Consider the following 19,432-nt stretch of genomic DNA (forward strand, 5'->3'; position numbering starts at 1 on the left):
TCAGGCCGCTGCCGCGGCCATCCGCAGCAATTCCTCGCCCTCGGCCACCTGCTCGCCGGGCGAGAACATCAGCTCTTCCACGGTGCCGTCGGCCGGCGCTGCGATGGTGTGCTCCATCTTCATGGCCTCCATCACCGCCAGAGGCTGGCCGCGGCTGACCTTGTCGCCGGCCTTGACCGCGAACGACACGACCTTGCCGGGCATCGGCGCAGTGAGCCGGCCGCCTTCGGCCTGGGTGTCGCCGGCATGGGCCAGTCGGTCGATGGCCGTGATCTTCGTCGCGCCCTTCGATGCGAAGACGTGGGCCGTCGCGCCGTCCAGATGCACGTCGAGCGTCTGGCGCGAACCCGCGAACTCCACTTCGAACTCGCCCGTCGGGAACTGGCCCACGACCAGCGGGCCTTGCACGCCGCCGGCTTCGAGCCACAAGCTGCCGTCGCGCTTGTAGGTCAGCAGGGCCGTCTGCTCGGCGCCGCGAAACTCGAAGTCGAAGTGGCGCCGATACTCGCCCATCGCGCGCCAGCCGTCGCGCCGCTCGAACGGGTCGGGTGCGCCAACCGGACGCTCAACGATCAGTGCGCGCGTAATGGCGGCGGCGGCGGCCAGCGGCAGCCCCAGTGCCTCGCGGTCGAACAGCACGGCGCGCTCGCGCTCGATCAGCGCGGTGTCCAGATTGGCCTTCGAGAACGATTCGGTCGCGAGAATGCCGCGCAGGAACTGCACATTGGTCGAAACGCCGACGATCTGCACCTGCGCCAGCGCCGCATCGAGCCGCGCCAGCGCTTCGTCGCGCGTGCTGCCGTGCACGATGAGCTTGGCAATCATCGAGTCGTAGAACGGCGATATCTCGCCGCCCTCGCGCACGCCGTCGTCGATGCGCACGCGGCTGCGCTGGAAAGCCGTGGCTTGCGGCTTGCGGTACACGCGCAATGTGCCTGTGGCGGGCAGGAAGTTGTTGTCGGGGTTCTCGGCGCAGATGCGCGCCTCGATGGCGTGGCCGTGAATCTGCAGCTCCGCCTGCTTTGCGGGCAGCGGCTCGCCCGAGGCAACGCGCAGCTGCCACTCCACCAGATCGAGGCCCGTGATGGCTTCGGTCACCGGGTGCTCCACCTGCAGGCGCGTGTTCATCTCCATAAAGAAGAAGTTCATCTCGCCGCCTTCGCGCTGCTCGACGATGAATTCGACGGTGCCAGCGCCTACGTAGCTGACGGCGCGCGCCGCAGCCACGGCGGCCTCGCCCATCTGCTTGCGCATGGCTTCAGTCATGCCGGGGGCGGGCGCTTCCTCGAGCACCTTCTGGTGCCGGCGCTGCACCGAGCAATCACGCTCGAACAGGTAGACGTAGTTGCCGAGGGTGTCGCCGAACACCTGGATCTCGATGTGGCGCGGGCGTTGCACGTACTTTTCGATCAGCACCGCATTGTCGCCAAAGCTGTTGATCGCCTCGCGCTGGCACGAAGCGAGCGCCGCCGCAAAGTCTTCCGCCTTGTCGACCGCGCGCATGCCCTTGCCGCCGCCGCCCGCGCTCGCCTTGATGAGCACCGGGTAGCCGATGCGGTCGGCCTCGCGCTGCAGCAGCGCCGGGTCCTGGTCGTGGCCGTGGTAGCCGGGCACCAGCGGCACGCCGGCTTTCTCCATCAACTGCTTCGACTCGGCCTTCAGGCCCATGGCCTTGATCGCCGAGGGCGGCGGGCCGATGAAGACGAGCCCTGCGTCCGCGCAAGCCTGTGCGAACTCCTCGTTCTCGCTCAAAAAGCCGTAGCCCGGATGCACCGCTTCGGCACCCGTGGCCTTGGCGGCTTCGAGGATCTTCTGCCAGCGCAGGTAGCTGTCTTTCGGTGCGCTGCCGCCCAGGTGCACCGACTCGTCGCAGGCGCGCACGTGGTTGGCATGCGCGTCGGCGTCGGAGTACACGGCCACGGTGCGGATCGCCATGCGGCGGGCAGTCGCTGCCACTCGGCATGCAATTTCACCGCGATTGGCGATCAGGATCTTCTTAAACATTCGGAGTGTCTCCCGGAGGATTCTTTTTCAGTTGAAATGCAGGCACGACGCCCGGATCGGGTCGGCCGCTGAAGATGCGCGCCACGCGGCTGAACAATGCCCTCAGAAAGCGCCAGCTCTTGCGAATGAGCCACACGCTGAGCACAAGCACCAGCACAAAAAGCACCAGGAAGACCAGCGGATGCGCCACCGCCAGCCACAAGCCGGCGGGCACCATGCTGTCTTCGACCAGCGAAGCGCCTACGTTAGAGAACGGCTCGGGTGACGTGTTGATGGCCGCGCGCGTGGTGGCCTTGGCGGCATGCGCGGTGGCCGCAAAGCCGCCGCCGAGCAGCGCCGCGACCACGGCCATCACGCCATGGTCGGCGCCGAACACGCTGGCCGCGAGCGCCGCGCCGGCCGGAATGCGGATGGCGGTGTGCACCACGTCCCAGAGCGAATCGAGGCCGGGAATCTTGTCGGCGAAGAACTCGATGAACACCATGAAACCGCTCGCCGCAATGACGACCGGATGCGAGAGCATCTGCAGCCCGCCGGGCAGAGGCACCCAGCCGAAGTAGCCGGCCAACCCCGTGAGCAGCACGACCAGGTACAGCCGCACGCCGCTGGCCCAGCCGACTGCCGCAGCCAGGGCAAGCAGTTGGGGCATGTCGAGCGCGTTCATGGCGTGCACTCAGCGGCCGAGCCAGGACGGCTTGCGTTTCTGCAGGAAGGCCTGCACGCCTTCGCGGCCTTCGTCGCTCGCGCGGATGTCGGCGATGCTCTCGACCGTCTTGGCGATCAGCGCATCGTCGATCTCGCGTCCGTCCACGTCGGCAATCAGCTGCTTGCAGGAACGCACCGCGGCGGGGCTGGCACTGGTGAGCGCCTTCACCAGTTCATCGACCTTGGCATCGAGCGCATCGGCGCCAGCAACTACTTCATGCACGAAGCCGATGCGATGCGCCTCCGCGGCGGTGAAGCGCTCCGCCGTAAGAAAGTAGCGCTGCGAAGCGCGTGTGCCCATGGCGCGCAGCACATAGGGGCTGATGGTTGCCGGCACAAGACCGATCTTCACTTCGCTCAGGCAGTACCAGGCTGTATCGACACTCACCGCCATGTCGCAGGCGGCCACCAGCCCCATGCCACCGGCGTACACATCGCCCTGCACGCGCGCGATGGTCGGCTTGGGGCATTCGGCAATGGTGCGCAGCATGGTGGCCAGCTTGCCCGCATCGGCGATGTTCTCGTCGCGGGTGTAGTCGGCCATGCGGCGCATCCAGTTGAGATTCGCTCCGGCGCAGAAGGCCGGGCCGTTGGCGCCGAGCACGATGGCCTTGACTTGCGACTGGGCGCCGGCTTCGGTGAAGGCCTGGGTCAGCTCGGCGATGACGATGTCGTCGAAGGCGTTGCGTGCGTCGGGCTGGTCCAGCCAGATGCGCGCTACTGTGTCCTGGACTTCCAGTTTCAGTTTGGTGAAGGTCATTTATGTGATCCGTGGCGTGGTGCGCGTTTGTTCAAGGCATTTGTTCGGGGCGTGTGCACAGACCACCGGGTACTCCCCTCCGCGAATGTCCCCCGGGGCTGCGCCCCTCCTCCTTTATTTCGCTGCGCGGAGCACCCGATGCCCTGTGCACTGGGACACGCTGCTGGTGTTCCGCTGATCAACCACGGCTCTGTGCATCGCACCCGCTGGCGGGGTGCCTTGCGCAGCGAAATAAAGGAGGAGGCCGCAGGCCGGGGGACATTCGCGGAGAAAGGTACCCCGTCGGCGGGTGCGCCCCCCGAAACGCGACGCCGATATCCACCCGAAGCGAAAGAAAGCCGTGCCATGACTACATCCGGAAGATACCGAACTTCGGCTCTGGAATGGGCGCGTTGCGTGCAGCAGCAAGACCCAAAGCCAGCACCCGCCGCGTATCCGCCGGATCGATGATTCCGTCGTCCCACAGCCGCGCTGTTGCGTAGTACGGGTGGCCCTGGTCTTCGTACTGCTGGCGAATCGGCGCCTTGAAGGCTTCTTCCTCTTCCTTGCTCCAGCTGCCGCCCTTGAGTTCGATGCCGTCGCGCTTCACCGTGGCCAGCACGCTCGCGGCCTGCTCGCCGCCCATTACGCTGATGCGCGCGTTGGGCCACATCCAGAGAAAGCGCGGGCTGTAGGCGCGGCCGCACATGCCGTAGTTGCCGGCGCCAAAACTGCCGCCGATGATGATGGTGAACTTGGGCACGTTGGCCGTAGCCACCGCCGTCACCATCTTGGCGCCATGGCGCGCAATGCCTTCGTTCTCGTATTTGCGGCCCACCATGAAGCCGGTGATGTTCTGCAAGAACACCAGTGGAATCTTGCGGTGGCAGCAGAGCTCGATGAAGTGCGCGCCCTTTTGCGCCGACTCGCTGAACAGGATGCCGTTGTTCGCGATGATGCCCACGGGCATGCCCTCGATCTCCGCAAACCCGCACACCAGCGTGGCGCCGAAGCGGGCCTTGAACTCGTGGAACTCGCTGCCGTCGACGATGCGCGCGATGATCTCGCGCACGTCGAAGGGCTTGCGGGTGTCGGTGTGGATCACGCCGTAGAGCTCTTCGCGCGGGAACGCGGGTTCGCGTACGGCGGCCTTCTCGGCGCCTTCTGTGGCCGTCTTCGCGTTGAGATTGGCCACCGCCGAACGCGCAAGCGCCAGCGCGTGCAGGTCGTTCTGCGCCAGGTGGTCGACCACACCTGACAGCCGCGTGTGCACATCGCCTCCGCCCAGGTCTTCGGCTGTGACGACCTCGCCCGTGGCTGCCTTCACGAGCGGCGGGCCGCCCAGGAAAATGGTGCCCTGGTTCTTCACGATGATCGACTCGTCGCTCATCGCCGGCACGTAGGCCCCACCGGCCGTGCACGAGCCCATGACCACCGCGATCTGCGGAATGCCCTGGGCGCTCATGTTGGCCTGGTTGTAGAAGATGCGGCCGAAGTGGTCGCGGTCCGGAAACACCTCGTCCTGGTTCGGCAGGTTGGCGCCGCCCGAGTCGACTAGGTAGATGCAGGGCAGGCGGTTCTGCTCGGCGATCTCCTGCGCACGCAAGTGCTTCTTCACCGTCATCGGGTAGTAGGTGCCGCCCTTCACCGTGGCGTCGTTGCAGACGATCATGCAGTCGACACCGTTCACGCGACCGATGCCCGCGATGAGGCCGGCGCCGGGTGCCGATTCGGCTCCCTTGGCGTCGAGGTACATCGCGTGCGCGGCGAGCGGTGCGATTTCAAGGAACGGCGTGCCCGGGTCGAGCAGCTCGGCCACGCGGTCGCGCGGCAGCAGCTTGCCGCGTGCCGTGTGCTTGGCGCGCGCGGCCTCGCCGCCGCCCTGCTCCACTTTTGCGAACTGCTTGTGCAGGTCGTCGACCAGCGCGCGCATCGCCGCGGCGTTGGCCTGGAAGTCGGCGGAACGCGCATTCAGTTTGGTTTCGAGTTTGCTCATGCTGTCTTTTCTTGCGTGAGACCGAGCTGCTCGGTCATGGCTTCGCGGATCTTGAATTTCTGGATCTTGCCGGTCACCGTCATCGGAAACTCGGAGACGAACTGGATGTACTTCGGCACCTTGTAGTGCGCGATCTGGCCCTTGCAGAAATCGCGTATCTCGGTATCGGTCGCGCTTTGGCCGGGCTTGACGATGATCCAGGCGCAGAGCTCCTCGCCGTACTTCCTGTCGGGCAGGCCGACCACCTGCACGTCCTGCACCTTGGGGTGGCGGTACAGAAACTCCTCGATCTCGCGCGGGTAGATGTTCTCGCCGCCGCGGATCACCAGGTCCTTGATGCGGCCGACGATGTTGACGTAGCCCTCGGCATCCATGGTGGCCAGGTCACCGGTGTGCATCCAGTGCTCGGCGTCGATGGCCTCGCGGGTCTTGGGCTCGTCTTCCCAGTAGCCGTGCATCACCGAGTAGCCGCGCGTGCACAGCTCGCCCGACTGGCCGGCCGGCACGATGGCGCCGGTCTCGGGGTCGACGATCTTCACCTCGATGTGCGGCTGCACGGTGCCCACGGTCGACACGCGCTTGTCCAGCGGCGTGTCGGTGCTGCTCTGGCAGCTCACCGGGCTGGTCTCGGTCATGCCGTAGGCAATGGTGATTTCGCTCAGGTGCATTTCGTTCACCACGCGCTTCATCACCTCGATGGGGCACGGCGAGCCGGCCATGATGCCGGTGCGCAGCGTCGAAAGGTCGAACTCCTTGAAGCGCGGATGGTCGAGCTCGGCAATGAACATCGTGGGCACGCCGTGCAGCCCGGTGCACTTCTCGGCCTGCACGGTTTCGAGCACCGTGAGCGGATCGAAGCCGTCGTTCGGGTACACGATGGCCGAGCCGTGCGTGAGGCAGGCCAGGTTGCCGAGCACCATGCCGAAGCAGTGATACAGCGGCACCGGGATGCACAGCTTGTCGGCGGGCGATAGCTTCATGCACTCGCCGATGAAGAACCCGTTGTTCAGGATGTTGCGGTGCGTGAGCGTTGCGCCCTTCGGAAAGCCCGTGGTGCCGCTGGTGAACTGGATGTTGATCGGGTCGGTGGCCTTGAGCGTCTTCTGCACCTCTGCCACGCGCGGGTCGGCTGAATTGCCGCTCGCAAGCAGCTGGCTGAAGCGCCGCATGCCGGGCTCTTCCACATCGGCGGCCGCGTTGCCGTCGATCCAGAAGGTGTGCTGCAGCTGCGGCAGGCGCTTGGGGCCCAGCTCGCGCAGCATGCCTAGGTAGTCGCTGGTCTTGAAACGCGCCATCGTCACCAGCACCTTGCAGCCGACCTTGTTGAGCGCGTATTCGAGCTCCGAAGTGCGGTAGGCCGGGTTGATGTTGACGAGGATGAGGCCGGCCTTGGCGGTGGCGATCTGCATCAGCACCCAGGGCGCGTTGTTGTGCGACCAGATGCCGATGCGGTCGCCTGCGGCGAGGCCCAGGTTCAGCAGCGCGCTAGCCAGCTTGTTGGATTCAGCCTGCAGCTCGCGGTAGGTGAAGCGCTTGCCTTCGTGGCGGCTGATGAGGGCTTCGCGATCGGGCTGCTTTTCGACCATGTCGTCGAAGAAGTCGCCGATGGTTTGTTCGATGAGGGGGACGTCGGTGGCGCCCTTGCCGTAACTCTCGGTCAGCGCAGCAGTCATGCTCATTGTCCTTCTTTGTCTCCGTTTTGCCTTGCTCCTTCCCCCTCTGGGGGAAGGTTGGGATGGGGGCGAGCGGCGCTTGTTCGGTGCAGTGCTTCATCGAACGCCGCTTGCCCCCACCCCTGCCCTCCCCCAGAGGGGGAGGGAGAAAAACATCCTAGGCGGTTTCCGCGAACAGCTCACGCCCGATCAGCATCCGGCGAATCTCACTCGTCCCCGCACCAATCTCATACAGCTTCGCATCGCGCCACAGCCGCTCGACCGGAAATTCCTTGGTGTAGCCCACGCCGCCGAGTGCCTGGATCGCCTCTCCGGCCATCCATGTCGCCTTCTCGGCCGAATAAAGAATGGCGCCGGCCGCGTCCTTGCGGAATGTGCGCGCATGGTCGTTGCGGTCGCAGGCCTTGCCCACGGCGTACACATAAGCACGCGTGGCCTGCCAGGTCGAGTACATGTCCGCCAGCTTGCCCTGCATGAGCTGGAACTCGCCGATGCTCTGGCCGAACTGCTTTCGCTCGTGAATGAAGGGCAGCACCGCGTCCATGCACGCGGCCATGATGCCCAGCGGGCCGCCCGAGAGCACGGCGCGTTCGTAGTCGAGGCCGCTCATCAGCACCTTGGCGCCCATGCCTTCGCCGCCGAGCACGTTCTCTTCCGGCACTTCGCAGTTGTCGAAAAACAGCGGGTAGGTGTTCGAGCCGCGCATGCCGAGCTTGTCGAGCTTGCTGCCGGCCGAAAAGCCCTTGAAGCTTTTCTCGACGATGAAGGCCGTCATGCCGCGTGCGCCCATTTCGGGTTCGGTCTTGGCATAGATCACCAGCGTGTCGGCGTCGCCGCCGTTGGTGATCCACATCTTGCCGCCGTTCAGCACGTAGTAGCCGTTCTTCTTCTCGGCCTTGAGCTTCATGCTCACCACGTCGGAGCCGGCGTTGGGCTCGCTCATGGCCAGCGCGCCCACATGCTCGCCGCTCACGAGCTTGGGCAGGTACTTTTTCTTCTGCGCGTCGCTGCCGTTGCGGTGGATCTGGTTCACGCACAGGTTGGAGTGCGCGCCGTAAGAGAGGCCCACCGAAGCGGAGGCGCGCGAGACTTCTTCCATGGCCACGATGTGTGCCAGGTAGCCCAGCTCGGTGCCGCCGAACTCTTCCTTCACGGTCATGCCGTGCAGGCCGAGTTCGCCGAGCTTTTGCCACAGGTCGTGCGGAAACAGGTTGTCGCGGTCGATGTCGGCGGCGCGCGGCGCGATTTCGTTCGCGGCAAAGTCCTGGATGGCGCTGCGCAGCGAGTCGATGTCCTCGCCCAGGTCGAAGTTCAGGCCGGGATCGTGCATGTGTGTTGTCTCCTCTGAGGGGTCGGCGCGCAGAGCTACCCACGCGGATTGGCGCTTGGAAGAAACGCAGCTTACGCCTCGCCGCGCCGCAATTGGCGCCACAATGGTTGCAAATTGCGCCACGCACGCCTCGCTGACTCATGACCTCGCCCGCCTTCCTGAAGCCCGCCCGAGCGGTCACCCCCATGGCCTTTGTGAGAGCCATTGTGAAGGGCTATGAACGCTACGGCGTCGACCAGGCCGAGGCCTTGAAAGCGGCACAGATCACGCCGCGCGAACTGGCGCGGCCGGGCGCACGCGTCACGGCGGCGCAGTTCGAGGCACTCTCGGAACACGCCATGCAGGAGCTGGACGACGAGGCGCTGGGCTGGTTCTCGCGGCGCCTGCCCTGGGGCAGCTACGGCATGCTGTGCCGCGCATCGCTGAGTTCGCCCGACCTGGGCGTGGCCATCAAGCGCTGGTGCCGCCACCACCGGCTGCTGACCGAAGACATCGGCCTCGCGCTCGAGGTGGCGGGCGGCGTGGCCACGCTGCGCATCACCGAGAACCGCTCCCTCGACGAGGCCTTCCGCGAGTTCTGCCTGGTGACCAGCCTGCGCTTCATGCACGGCTACATGTGCTGGGCCATCGACTCGCGCATTTCGCTGCGCAACGCGACCTTTCCGTTCGCAGCCCCGCCGCACCGCGATGCCTACGCGCCAATGTTCACGCCCGAGGTGCGCTTCGACGCGCCGCAGGCCACGATCAGCTTCGACGAGCGCTACCTCGCCCTGCCCCTGCAGCGCGACGAACGGGCGTTGCGCGCCATGCTCAAGCGCGCGCTGCCACTGACCATCCTGCAGTACCGCCGCGACCGCTTGCTGGGGCAGCGGGTGCGAGAGTTGCTGCGTTCGCGCGCCGGCGAGGCCACCACGGCGGAGGCGCTGGCCACGCTGCTCAATGTGTCGGGCCGCACGCTGCACCGGCAGCTGCACGAAGAAGGCACATCGCTGCAGGTGCTGAAGAACGAAGTGCGCCATGAGATGGCGGTGGAGCAGCTGCGCCGAACCAATCGGCCGATCAAGCAGGTGGCGCTGGCGGTGGGGTTTCGCAACGAGAAGAGTTTTTCGCGCGCGTTCCTGCAATGGACCGGGCACGCGCCGCGTGACTTTCGGGCGCTGGGGCTGTAGTTTGTTTTTGCTGCTGTTCGGGGGGTGTTGTGCGGGGGCTGCTGTTCAGGGAGCGTGCAAAGGCCACCGGGTACTCCCCTCCGCGAATGTCCCCCGGGGCTGCGCCCCTCCTCCTTTATTTCGCTGCGGGGAGCACCCGATGCCCTGTGCACACCGAGCGCTGCGCTTGTTCCGTTCGATCGGCGACCGCTCTGGATAACGCGCCCGTCGATGGGGTGCCTTGCGCAGCGAAATAAAGGAGGAGGCCGCAGGCCGGGGGACATTCGCGGAGTAAGGCACCCCGTCGGCGGGTGCGCCGCCCTGAAAGAAGCAGCGCTAAAGAACCCGGGCAATCACCCCGGCTGAGCAATCAAAGCCAGCGCATCCGAAATCGACTTGCTGTCTTCCGGCCGCACCAGCTTCGCGACCTCCTTGCCGTCGCGCATGAACACCAGCGTGGGCCACAGCCGCACGTTGAACGAGCGCCCCAGCGGGCGGCCGCTGCCGTCCTCGACCTTGATGCGGGGGATGTCCGGATACTTGGCAAAAGCTTCTGCGATATTGGGTTGCGCGGCCTTGCAGATGCCGCACCAATTGGTACCGAACTCGACCACCGCGGGGCCTTTCAGGGCGTCGATCTCAGCGCGGGCCGGTTGCTCGGTCTTGTATTCGGAAGTCATGGCGATCTGGCTCCTTTCTTGGGTTGCTTGGCCCATTGCACCAAAATTTTGCGGGCTTGTTCGCGGCAGGGGCTTGGTTTTTCGACCTGCTTTTTAGGCGGGCTGCATGCCATGCGAGGCAAGCAGCGCGGGCAGTTCCCGCATGTCGCTGAACACCTGCAGCGCGCCGACGCTGCGCAGCGCCTCGGGTCCGCTGTGGCCCGATTCGCCGGTGCTGTAGCCGAACACCGTGGCGCCCGCGGCCACGCCGGCCATGGCGCCCGTGACGGTGTCTTCGACCACCGCGCAGCGTTTCGGATCGACGCCCAGAGCTTCGGCGGCGGCAAGGTACACGTCGGGGTGCGGCTTGGAACGCGGCATTTCGTGGCCGCTGAAGATGCGGCCCTGGAAACAGTCTATGAGGCCCACCTTCGCCAGCTGCAGCTCGACCTTGTGGCGGTCGGCGCCCGAGGCGCAGGCGATGCGGCCCTTGAGCTTTGCATGAATTTCGCGAATGGCCGCGGGAGCGTGGGGAATGGCCCTCAGGTCGCGTTCGAGGGCTTCGTTCCGGCGCGCCCTGAATGCCCTCAGCCACTCTTCGGTGATCTTGACGCCGGTCCTGGATTCGATGAGGGCGGCTTCGTCCTTCACGGCCTTGCCGGTGAAGGTGTTCATCGACTCTTCGGTGGTGAGATGCCAACCGAGTTCGCCGAGCATTTCGGCAAGAACGCGGTTGGTGATGGGTTCTGAATCGACGAGGACACCGTCGCAGTCGAAGAGAACTGCGGCGAAAGGGAATGGAGTCATTGCGCTGGAGGGTTCGGGGAGTTCCCTCCATGGTAGCAATGACCCCGGGGCGAACTCAGGACACCGGCTGAATCGGGATGTAGATCTCGCCACCGCCCGCCATGAACTCCTTGGATTTCTGCGCCATTCCTTCGGCCATGGCTTCCGCCTCGGCCACACCTTTCTTGGCGGCGTATTCGCGCACTTCCTGCGTGATCTTCATCGAGCAGAATTTCGGGCCGCACATCGAACAGAAATGCGCCACCTTGCTCGAATCCTTGGGCAGCGTCTCGTCGTGGAATTCACGTGCCGTGTCGGGGTCGAGCCCCAGGTTGAACTGGTCTTGCCAACGGAACTCGAAGCGCGCCTTGCTGAGCGCATCATCGCGCGAACGCGCGCCCGGATGCCCCTTGGCCACGTCCGCCGCATGCGCAGCGATCTTGTACGCAATGATCCCCTGCTTCACGTCGTCGCGGTCGGGCAGGCCCAGGTGCTCCTTCGGCGTCACGTAGCAAAGCATCGCGGTGCCGGCCCAGCCGATCATCGCGGCGCCGATGGCGCTCGCAATGTGGTCGTAGCCAGGCGCAATATCGATGGTCAGCGGCCCGAGCGTGTAGAACGGCGCCTCGTGGCAGTGCTTGAGCTGCTCGTCCATGTTCGACTGGATCATGTGCATCGGCACATGACCCGGCCCTTCGATCATGGTCTGCACATCGTGCTTCCAGGCAATCTGCGTGAGCTCGCCCAGGGTGCGCAGCTCGGCAAACTGGGCCTCGTCGTTGGCGTCGGCGCCCGAGCCCGGGCGCAGGCCGTCGCCAAGCGAAAAGCTCACGTCGTACGCCTTCATGATGTCGCAGATGTCTTCGAAGTGCTCGTAGAGAAAACTCTCCTTGTGGTGCGCGATGCACCACTTGGCCATGATCGAACCGCCGCGCGAGACGATGCCCGTCATGCGGTCGGCGGTCAGGTGAATGAACGGCAGCCGCAGGCCCGCATGAATGGTGAAGTAGTCCACTCCCTGCTCGGCCTGCTCGATCAGCGTGTCGCGGTAGATCTCCCACGTGAGGTCTTCGGCCACGCCGCCCACTTTTTCGAGCGCCTGGTAGATCGGCACCGTGCCGATGGGCACCGGCGAGTTGCGCACGATCCAGTCGCGCGTGGTGTGGATGTTCTTGCCGGTCGAAAGATCCATCACGTTGTCGGCGCCCCAGCGAATGGCCCACACCAGCTTTTCGACTTCTTCCTCGATGCTCGAAGTGACGGCCGAGTTGCCGATGTTGGCGTTGATCTTCACCTTGAAGTTGCGGCCGATGGCCATCGGCTCGACTTCGGGGTGGTTGATGTTGGCCGGAATGATCGCGCGGCCGCGCGCCACTTCGTCGCGCACGAACTCCGGCGTGATGATGCGCGGAATGCTCGCGCCCATGGGATTGCCGGCCACGCGCTTGGCACGCTCCTCGTTGGCGAGGTATTCGGCCATCCACTCGCGCTTGCCGTTCTCGCGCAGTGCCACGTACTCCATCTCGGGGGTGACGATGCCGCGGCGGGCATAGTGCATCTGCGTCACGTTCGCGCCCGACTTGGCGCGGCGCGGAGTGCGCTGCAGGGCCGAGGCGCCGGCGCGCAGTTCGGCCAGGCGCTGGGCGTCGCGGTCCTCGTTCTTGGCCCCGTCGTCCAGCGCGTGGTGGGTGCGGCCCTCGTAGCTTTCGGTGTCGTTGCGCTCCAGCACCCACGCACCGCGCACGTCGGGCAGGCCGCGGCGCACGTCGATCTCGACCTTGGCATCGGTATAGGGGCCCGAGGTGTCGTAGAGCGACACGGTCTCGCCGTTGGTCAGCAGCACGTCGCGCACCGGCACGTTCAGGTCGGGCCGGCTGCCCGGAATCAGGCACTTGTGCGAAGCGGGAAAGGGCTCGCGCGTGAGCGAGAGCAGGGAGGTGAACTTGTCGGGGGCATTCATGCGGGGCGCTCCTTGTTGAGGGAAAGGGTGCTCCGCAATCGCTCGGTGGACTTTGGGCCGCCACGGTGGGTGGGTGGCGGACCGGAGTCAGGGAGTGCAGCTCTTCTTACGCCGGTATGACCCGGATCAAGTTCGCGGGTCGGCAGCTTTGCCATCTCAGCACGCCACATGCGTGCACCCCGGAGCGAGGCCGATTGTGCGAGCCTCGGCCCGCCGCGTCAACCAGGGGTCTGCAAGTCGCCTTCGAGGTAGAACCAGCGATCGCCCTCGCGCACGAAGCGGCTGCGCTCGTGCAGCCGCGTGGCGGTGCCGGTGCTGCTGCGCTGCCGGGCGACGAATTCGACCTCTGCGTGGTCGGCGTCGAGCACCGATCGCGAGCGGATGTCCAGGCCCAGCCATTTCACGCCGGGCTCGAACTCGATCGACGCCGGCCGCGTGGACGCGTGCCAGGTGGCAAGCAGGTAGGGCCCACGCTCCAGCACAAAGGCGGTATAGCGCGAACGCATCAGCGATTCGGCGTCCGGCGCGGGCGTGCCCTCGAAGTCTTCGAGGTAGCGGCCGCAGCACAGGGCATAGCCGATGGGCTTGTCTCGACGGTCCGTGCGGCCGCAGGGGCAGGGTCCGGTGGTGGGAACAGTGGCGCTCATGAAGGCCTCTATTGGAACACCTCGCGGCCCTGCCCCCGATGGGGCAACCCCGGGGCGCCTCCGGAGATCCACCCTTGGCGCAGTGCTTGCTAGAAGTTAGCCTTGTTTCTGCACACGAAAAGAACGAGGCGGCGATGTACCTGACAGGCTCCGAACAGCAGGCGCTGCGCGGCGTTTTCACGCTGCTGGCGGAAGACCGAGGCGAAGGCGACATTCGCGAGCGACTCGGCCGGGCGCTGCTCGACCTGCTGCATGCGGACCAGTTCGCCTCCTTCGTCTGGAATGCCGAGACCGGTCAGTTCGACGGCCGCGTAGCCTTGAACATGGACCCTGCCAACCTCGACCGCTATGGCGAATGGCATCAGCACCATGACCCGATCACCTTCGTGCTGCAGTCGCACCGCCGCGCGACGCGCGTGACCGACGTGATGCCGCAGCGTGAACTGATGCACACAGAATTCTTCACCGACTTTCTTTCGCGCGACGGACTGCACTGGGGCATGAACCTGCATGCGTTCGAGGGCAACCGGGCGCTGGGCGACCTGCGCATCTGGCGGTGCAAAGGCCGCGGCGATTTCGGCGATCATGAAAAGGCACTGCTCGACCTGATCGAGCCGGCTTTCATCGGTGCGCTGCAGCGTGCTCAGGGTAAAGCGGCTGCCGTGCAAATGCCCGCCGAAGCGCCGTGGAGTGCCCTGAGTGCGCGAGAGCAGGAGGTCGCTCAGGCTGTCTGCGAAGGACTGACCGACAAGGAAATCGCGCGCCGCATGGCGGTGAGCGTGCCGACGGTGCGCACCTACCTGCGGCGCATCTTCGACAAGCTCGGCATCGAACGCCGCTCGGCGTTGGCCGGCTGGGCCCAGCGCTGATACGGCCTAAAGCGCCCTACTTCGCCTTTGGAGCCGGCAGGCGGCCCAGCACGTTTTCCACCGCAAGTCCCAAGGCGAGCAACTTTCGATCGCTGCCGGCGGGCCCGTCGAGTTCCAATCCCACAGGCAAGCCGCTGGTCGCGCCAAGGCCCGACGGCAGCTGCACGCCCGGAATGCCGGCGTTGCTGCCGGGATCGGTGTTCTGTATCAGCACGCCGAAGTTCTCGGGGCTGCTGGCCTCGGGTGCAGCCAGCGGCGCCACGCGCGGCACGGTGGGAAACACCAGCGCATCGAGGCGGTGCTGCGCGAAGGTGTCGCGGTAGAGCTTCTGCAACGCGGGCCGCGCGACGTGCATTGCGTTGTCGTAGGCCGGCTTGGCGTCGACCGTGCCATTCGGCGCCGGCAGCTTGCGCGGAATCACGAACGCCTCGAAGGTGGCCTTGACGTCCGGGCTCGCAATGCCGGCCGTCAGCTGCGCGATGTCGATGCCGGTGCGGTATTTCGCGAGGTAGGCGACCATGTCGTCGTTCGCCTCGTAGAGCGCGACCGGAAAGCCGATGGCGCCATTGAGTTCCATGAGCTTCGGCATCTCCACATCGACCAGCGTGACGCCTGCCGCGCGCAGCTTGGCCAGTGCTGCGTCGGTTGCGGCGCGCGTATCGGCGTCGAGGTTGGCGTAGAAAGCCGGCACCACGCCGAGCCGCACGCGCTTCAGGTCGGCGGGCTTCAGCGGGGCGCCTCCCGCGATCACGCTGTCGAGCAGTGCGACGTCGGCCATCGACTGCGCCATCGGCCCGGCGGTGTCGCGGGTGTGCGAGATCGGCGCGATGCCCCGCTGCGAATAGCGGCCCATGCTCGGACGCAGCGAAGCGCAGCCGTTGAATGCGCACGGAATTCGCACCGAGCCGCCCGTGTCGGTGCCCAGTGCCGCCGGCGCCATGCGTGCGCCGAGCGCCGCGCCGTTGCCCGACGACGATCCGCCGGCCACGCGGCTGACGTCGTAGGCGTTGCGCACGCCCACCTCGGGGCCGGTCTGGAATGCGGGGTTGTAGCCGGTCACGCCGAAGGCCAGTTCGTGCATGTTCGTCTTGCCGAGAATGACGGCGCCGGCCGCGCGCAGCTTGGCGACCACCGGCGCATCGGCCTTGGGAACAAAGCCCTTGAGCGCCGGCGACCCGGCCGTGGCGGGCAGGCCCTGCACCTGGATGTTGTCCTTGATGACCACCGGCAGTCCGGCCAGCGGCTTGCAGGCACCGCCGCGCTTGCGCGTGGCATCGGCGGCACGCGCGGCCGTCAGCGCGCCGGCTTCGTCGAGCGGGATGAAGGCGTTGAGACTCGCCTTCTCCTTGGCTTTCCCAAGGTACGCTGTCACGAGCTGCTCGCTGGTCAGGGTGCCGGCGCAGAGCTGCTGCACGACATCGCTCGCGGTCAGCGTGCCGATGTCAATGGCGGCGGGTTGCGCCTGGGCGGATGCACCGAGGCACAGCAGGGCCGCGGCGAAGAAGAAGGGTTTGGAATTGGACATGGCAAGGACCTTCGACGAAGAGACCGACATGCTGCGCCAAGGGCGCTGTCCTGTCTGTCATCAAGAACGATGACACGGCTTCGACGCCTTACTGGAACATCACCCACTCGGGCCGCATGTTGAAGCGCACCGGAAGAATGCTCACACCCAGCCCGCTGGTCACGTACATGCGCTTGTCCTTGTGCGCGATCCAGCCATAGGCCCACTCGCGTGGCGCGCGCCCCGGCACGACCAAGGCGCCGTAGCCCGGCACGCTGATCTGCCCGCCGTGCGTGTGCGCGGCCACCATCAACCCGCGGGTGGGCGGCATCGTCGCGAAGCTGAAGGGGTCGTGCATCATGACCAGCGTGGCGGCGCCCTTCGGCACGCCGGCCAGTGCCTTGTCCGGCTGTGAATGGCCCGTCGAGTCGTCGCCGATGCCGACCACCCAGATGTCATGGTCCGGCAGGCGCACCGAGGCGTTTTCGAGCACGCGGATGCCCTGTGCAGACAAGGCCCGCGCCGTGCGCACGCCGTCGTGCCACCAGTCGTGGTTGCCGAGTACCGCGTACACGCCCTGCGGCGCTTTCAGGCGGCCCAGCACGGCAGCCATTTCCTCGATCGACAGGTCTTCGTCGCCACCCGAACCCGCAAGAAAGTCGCCGGGCAGCAGGATCACGTCGGGCTGCGCGGCGTTGATCTGGTCGACGATGCGCGCGGCGCGCTCCACGCTGGTAATGCGCCATGCCGAGCGCGTGGTGAGATGCCAATCGCCCGCCATGGCCACCTTGAGTCCGGCGGGCGCCTGCCAATGCGCCGAACTCAACGGCTCGACGCGTGCCGCGACCCAGCGCGGCTCGATGGCTACCGTCCAGACGGCCAGCGCCAGCAGCAGGACGGCCGCCGCGGTCCGGAGCACCGGCAGCCGGCGGCGCGTACCGGCGCTCACGCCAGCGCGCGTTGAATCAGCAGCTTCTGGATGTCCGACGTGCCTTCGTAGATCTGGCACACCCGCACGTCGCGGTAGATGCGCTCGAGCGGAAAGTCGTTCACGTAGCCGTAGCCGCCCAGCGTCTGGATGGCGGCGCTGCACACGCGCTCGGCCATTTCGCTCGCGAACAGCTTGGCCATGGCCGCTTCCTTCAGGCACGGGCGGCCGGCGTCGCGCAGGCTCGCGGCGTGCCAGATGAGCTGGCGGGCGGCTTCGAGTTGCGTGGCGCATTCGGCCAGGCGAAAGCCCACGGCCTGCTGCTCGAAGATCGAACCGCCGAAGGCCTGGCGCTCCTTGGCGTAGGCCAGCGCCACATCGAACGCGCTGCGCGCCATGCCCACGCTTTGCGCCGCAATGCCGATGCGACCACCTTCGAGCGCGCCCAGCGCGATCTTGTAGCCCTCGCCCTCGGCACCGATCAGGTTTTCCGCCGGGATGCGGCAGCCGTCGAAATTGATCTGCGCGGTGTCGCTGCTGTGCTGACCGAGCTTGTCTTCGAGGCGCGCGACGCTGTAGCCGGGCGCATTGGTGGGCACGATGAACGCGCTCATGCCGCGCTTGCCGGCGCCTTTGTCGGTTACCGCAATCACGATGGCGACCTGGCCGTTCTTGCCGCTGGTGATGAACTGCTTCACGCCGTCGATCACATAGCCGTCTCCATCTTTTCGCGCCGTGGTGCGCAGGCTCGACGCATCGCTGCCCGCCTGCGGCTCGGTCAGGCAGAAGGCACCAAGCATTTGCCCTTGCGCCAGCGGTTCGAGCCACTGCTTCTTCTGCTGCGCGTTGCCGTAGCGCATGAGGATGGCATTGACCGGGCAGTTGGTCACGCTGATGGCCGTGCTGGTGCCGCCGTCGCCGGCCGCGATTTCTTCGAGCACCAGCGCGAGCGTGAGGTAGTCGAGCCCCGCGCCGCCGTGCTCTTCCGGCACGCAGATGCCGTAGGCACCCAGCGCCGCAAGGCCCTGGTGTGCTTCCTTCGGAAAGCTGTGTTCGCGGTCCCAGTTCGGAGCGTTGGGCCAGAGTTCGGCCTGCGAAAAATCGCGCACCGCATCGCGGATGGCTTCCTGGTCGGCACTGAGCAGCATGGCTGTGTCTCCTGTCTTTTTATTCTTGCGTGCTTACTTGCCGGCGCCCAGGTCCATGATGAGCCGCGCCGCCATGTACAGGCGCCGTGGAATGGCGCTGATGTCGACGTATTCAGCCTTGTCGCTGTGATACCCGAAGCCCGGCAGGCCGAGGCTTTCGATCACCGGCTTGCCCGAGAGCGCTGCGTAGGCCGCGTCGGTACCGCCGCCGGTGCGTTCCTCGACGCCCAGCGTGCCGCCGGCTTCCTTGTAGAAAGCCACGGCCTTCTCGACCAGCTTCTTGCCGCCCTCACCCGCGTTGAAGGCCGGACGGCCGCGCGTGATCAACACCTTGACGTCGGATTCGGGCAGCTTCTTTTGCTGCGCCTTTTCTTCGAGTGTCTTCATGGCGGCCTCGAAGTCTTCGTTCTGCGCGTAGCGCACGTCGGCATTGAGCGTGGCGCTGGCGGGAATGATGTTCGACACGCTGCCGGCCTTGGCAATGGTCCAGTTGAAGCGCAGGTGCTTGGCCTTGTCGTCGATGCTCATGGTGCGCAGCACCAGGTCGGACGCCTCCACGAGCGCGTTCACGCCCAAGTCGGGCGCGGCACCGGCGTGCGAGGCCTTGCCGGTGATGTTGACCTGTACGTAGGCAATGCCCGAGGTGCCGAGCGATAGCTTTTCGTCGCCGGCGGCCGTGGGTTCGAAGGACAGCACGTAGTCGGCCTGCTTGGCTTCTTCCTGGATCAGGTCGCGCGAGCCGAAGGAGCCTTTTTCCTCGTCGGTGTTGAAGAGCACGGTGATGGTGCCGTAGTCGCGCACGCCGTAGTCCTTGAGCAGCTTCAGCGTGTGCAGGATGACGGCGTTGCCGCCCTTGTCGTCGGCAATGCCGGGGCCGTAGGCCTTGTTGCCTTCGATGCGGAAAGGTGCCTTCGCGAGCGTGCCCTTGAGGTACACGGTGTCCATGTGCGACATCAGCAGCAGGTTCTTGCCGCCCCGGCCCTTGATCTTGCCGACGATGTTGTCGCCCACCGCGAGCCCGGCCGACTTGCTGCGCGTGACGGTGAAGCCGAGGTTCTTGAGTTCGGCCTCGAGATAGTTGCCGGCAGCCGCAATGCCTTCGGCATCGCCCGTGCCGGTTTCGATGTTGACGAGCTGCTCCAGCGTCTTGAGCACCGCGGGCTGCGCATCGGTCGCGGCCTGGAAGAGCACGTTGTCGCGTTTCTGCGCCCAGCCGGCGGCGGGCGCAAGGAAGATCGAAGCGGCCACCGTGATGATGCTGTTGCGAAGGATGGCCGAATACATGAACGAGAACTCCAAGTGTGCACGAAGCTGGCATTTTAGGCATCGCTCCGGC

The 19,432-nt window shown here is 66.0% G+C and carries 16 protein-coding genes and 1 riboswitch; of the genes, 2 read left to right on the top strand and 14 right to left on the bottom strand.

Features of this window, described 5'->3' with window-relative positions; translation table 11 throughout:
• The 6 genes from V9K97_RS11630 to V9K97_RS11655 all read right to left on the bottom strand — a co-directional run bounded on the left by V9K97_RS11630 (position 1) and on the right by V9K97_RS11655 (position 8,447).
• Complete coding sequence (locus V9K97_RS11630) at positions 1 to 2,004, bottom strand: acetyl/propionyl/methylcrotonyl-CoA carboxylase subunit alpha (RefSeq protein WP_337318128.1); 2,004 nt, start codon at positions 2,002 to 2,004, stop codon at positions 1 to 3.
• Positions 1,997 to 2,668 carry a DUF4126 domain-containing protein gene (locus V9K97_RS11635; protein WP_337318130.1) on the bottom strand — a complete coding sequence of 224 codons (672 nt, stop codon included), beginning with the start codon at positions 2,666 to 2,668 and terminating at the stop codon, positions 1,997 to 1,999. Before V9K97_RS11635 ends, V9K97_RS11630 begins: the two co-directional genes overlap by 8 nt.
• Positions 2,669 to 2,677: 9 nt before the next feature.
• Positions 2,678 to 3,469, bottom strand: a complete 792-nt coding sequence (locus V9K97_RS11640; protein ID WP_337318132.1) for an enoyl-CoA hydratase/isomerase family protein — start codon at positions 3,467 to 3,469, stop codon at positions 2,678 to 2,680.
• 349 nt (positions 3,470 to 3,818) lie between these two features.
• Entirely contained in the window at positions 3,819 to 5,444 is a 1,626-nt protein-coding gene (locus tag V9K97_RS11645; protein ID WP_337318134.1) for a carboxyl transferase domain-containing protein, read from the bottom strand.
• The gene (locus V9K97_RS11650; protein ID WP_337318135.1) at positions 5,441 to 7,123 is read right to left on the bottom strand and encodes an AMP-binding protein; all 1,683 of its coding nucleotides are present in this window, start codon (positions 7,121 to 7,123) and stop codon (positions 5,441 to 5,443) included. Before V9K97_RS11650 ends, V9K97_RS11645 begins: the two co-directional genes overlap by 4 nt.
• Positions 7,124 to 7,274: 151 nt before the next feature.
• Complete coding sequence (locus tag V9K97_RS11655; protein WP_157616060.1) at positions 7,275 to 8,447, bottom strand: isovaleryl-CoA dehydrogenase; 1,173 nt, start codon at positions 8,445 to 8,447, stop codon at positions 7,275 to 7,277.
• Between the two features lie 140 nt (positions 8,448 to 8,587).
• Between V9K97_RS11655 and V9K97_RS11660 the strand changes: the two genes are divergently transcribed.
• The gene (locus V9K97_RS11660; RefSeq protein WP_337318137.1) at positions 8,588 to 9,616 is read left to right on the top strand and encodes an AraC family transcriptional regulator; all 1,029 of its coding nucleotides are present in this window, start codon (positions 8,588 to 8,590) and stop codon (positions 9,614 to 9,616) included.
• A 332-nt stretch (positions 9,617 to 9,948) separates the two neighbouring features.
• Here the strand turns inward: V9K97_RS11660 and V9K97_RS11665 are convergent, their stop codons facing one another.
• The 4 genes from V9K97_RS11665 to V9K97_RS11680 form a co-directional block, all read right to left on the bottom strand.
• Positions 9,949 to 10,275: a thioredoxin family protein gene (locus V9K97_RS11665; protein ID WP_281151671.1), complete on the bottom strand. Its 327-nt coding sequence runs from the start codon at positions 10,273 to 10,275 to the stop codon at positions 9,949 to 9,951.
• 93 nt (positions 10,276 to 10,368) lie between these two features.
• Positions 10,369 to 11,061, bottom strand: coding sequence for an HAD family hydrolase (locus V9K97_RS11670; protein ID WP_337318139.1), 693 nt, complete (start codon positions 11,059 to 11,061; stop codon positions 10,369 to 10,371).
• A gap of 55 nt (positions 11,062 to 11,116) precedes the next feature.
• Positions 11,117 to 13,000, bottom strand: coding sequence for a phosphomethylpyrimidine synthase ThiC (thiC, locus tag V9K97_RS11675; protein WP_337318140.1), 1,884 nt, complete (start codon positions 12,998 to 13,000; stop codon positions 11,117 to 11,119).
• 86 nt (positions 13,001 to 13,086) lie between these two features.
• A riboswitch (TPP riboswitch) is annotated at positions 13,087 to 13,192 on the bottom strand.
• A gap of 26 nt (positions 13,193 to 13,218) precedes the next feature.
• Positions 13,219 to 13,647, bottom strand: a complete 429-nt coding sequence (locus V9K97_RS11680) for a YchJ family protein (RefSeq protein WP_258502498.1) — start codon at positions 13,645 to 13,647, stop codon at positions 13,219 to 13,221.
• A gap of 134 nt (positions 13,648 to 13,781) precedes the next feature.
• Between V9K97_RS11680 and V9K97_RS11685 the strand changes: the two genes are divergently transcribed.
• Positions 13,782 to 14,516 (top strand): helix-turn-helix transcriptional regulator, encoded by a 735-nt coding sequence (locus V9K97_RS11685; protein ID WP_337318142.1) that lies wholly within the window; start codon positions 13,782 to 13,784, stop codon positions 14,514 to 14,516.
• Positions 14,517 to 14,532: 16 nt separating this feature from the next.
• Here V9K97_RS11685 and iaaH read toward each other — a convergent pair whose 3' ends face one another.
• From iaaH to V9K97_RS11705, 4 genes are all read right to left on the bottom strand, one after another.
• Positions 14,533 to 16,041 (bottom strand): indoleacetamide hydrolase, encoded by a 1,509-nt coding sequence (gene iaaH, locus V9K97_RS11690; RefSeq protein ID WP_337318144.1) that lies wholly within the window; start codon positions 16,039 to 16,041, stop codon positions 14,533 to 14,535.
• Positions 16,042 to 16,129: 88 nt separating this feature from the next.
• Positions 16,130 to 16,969, bottom strand: coding sequence for a metallophosphoesterase (locus tag V9K97_RS11695; protein WP_337318146.1), 840 nt, complete (start codon positions 16,967 to 16,969; stop codon positions 16,130 to 16,132).
• Positions 16,966 to 18,096 (bottom strand): acyl-CoA dehydrogenase family protein, encoded by a 1,131-nt coding sequence (locus tag V9K97_RS11700; RefSeq protein WP_337318147.1) that lies wholly within the window; start codon positions 18,094 to 18,096, stop codon positions 16,966 to 16,968. The genes V9K97_RS11695 and V9K97_RS11700 overlap by 4 nt, the downstream gene beginning before the upstream one ends.
• 33 nt (positions 18,097 to 18,129) lie before the next feature.
• Positions 18,130 to 19,380 carry a glutamate carboxypeptidase gene (locus V9K97_RS11705; protein WP_337318149.1) on the bottom strand — a complete coding sequence of 417 codons (1,251 nt, stop codon included), beginning with the start codon at positions 19,378 to 19,380 and terminating at the stop codon, positions 18,130 to 18,132.
• Between the last annotated feature and the right edge of the window lie 52 nt (positions 19,381 to 19,432).

Origin of the sequence: Variovorax sp. CCNWLW186, assembly GCF_037203865.1 — a bacterium.
GTDB lineage: Bacteria > Pseudomonadota > Gammaproteobacteria > Burkholderiales > Burkholderiaceae_C > Variovorax.

Excerpts from the sequence above, each read along its gene's own strand:
- iaaH (WP_337318144.1), bottom strand. The coding sequence starts at position 16,041 with ATGTCCAATTCCAAACCCTTCTTCTTCGCCGCGGCCCTGCTGTGCCTC.
- V9K97_RS11665 (WP_281151671.1), bottom strand. The coding sequence starts at position 10,275 with ATGACTTCCGAATACAAGACCGAGCAACCGGCCCGCGCTGAGATCGAC.
- V9K97_RS11635 (WP_337318130.1), bottom strand. The coding sequence starts at position 2,668 with ATGAACGCGCTCGACATGCCCCAACTGCTTGCCCTGGCTGCGGCAGTC.
- V9K97_RS11630 (WP_337318128.1), bottom strand. The coding sequence starts at position 2,004 with ATGTTTAAGAAGATCCTGATCGCCAATCGCGGTGAAATTGCATGCCGA.
- V9K97_RS11660 (WP_337318137.1), top strand. The coding sequence starts at position 8,588 with ATGACCTCGCCCGCCTTCCTGAAGCCCGCCCGAGCGGTCACCCCCATG.
- V9K97_RS11670 (WP_337318139.1), bottom strand. The coding sequence starts at position 11,061 with ATGACTCCATTCCCTTTCGCCGCAGTTCTCTTCGACTGCGACGGTGTC.
- V9K97_RS11640 (WP_337318132.1), bottom strand. The coding sequence starts at position 3,469 with ATGACCTTCACCAAACTGAAACTGGAAGTCCAGGACACAGTAGCGCGC.
- V9K97_RS11650 (WP_337318135.1), bottom strand. The coding sequence starts at position 7,123 with ATGAGCATGACTGCTGCGCTGACCGAGAGTTACGGCAAGGGCGCCACC.
- V9K97_RS11700 (WP_337318147.1), bottom strand. The coding sequence starts at position 18,096 with ATGCTGCTCAGTGCCGACCAGGAAGCCATCCGCGATGCGGTGCGCGAT.
- V9K97_RS11680 (WP_258502498.1), bottom strand. The coding sequence starts at position 13,647 with ATGAGCGCCACTGTTCCCACCACCGGACCCTGCCCCTGCGGCCGCACG.
- V9K97_RS11645 (WP_337318134.1), bottom strand. The coding sequence starts at position 5,444 with ATGAGCAAACTCGAAACCAAACTGAATGCGCGTTCCGCCGACTTCCAG.
- V9K97_RS11685 (WP_337318142.1), top strand. The coding sequence starts at position 13,782 with ATGTACCTGACAGGCTCCGAACAGCAGGCGCTGCGCGGCGTTTTCACG.
- thiC (WP_337318140.1), bottom strand. The coding sequence starts at position 13,000 with ATGAATGCCCCCGACAAGTTCACCTCCCTGCTCTCGCTCACGCGCGAG.
- V9K97_RS11705 (WP_337318149.1), bottom strand. The coding sequence starts at position 19,380 with ATGTATTCGGCCATCCTTCGCAACAGCATCATCACGGTGGCCGCTTCG.
- V9K97_RS11655 (WP_157616060.1), bottom strand. The coding sequence starts at position 8,447 with ATGCACGATCCCGGCCTGAACTTCGACCTGGGCGAGGACATCGACTCG.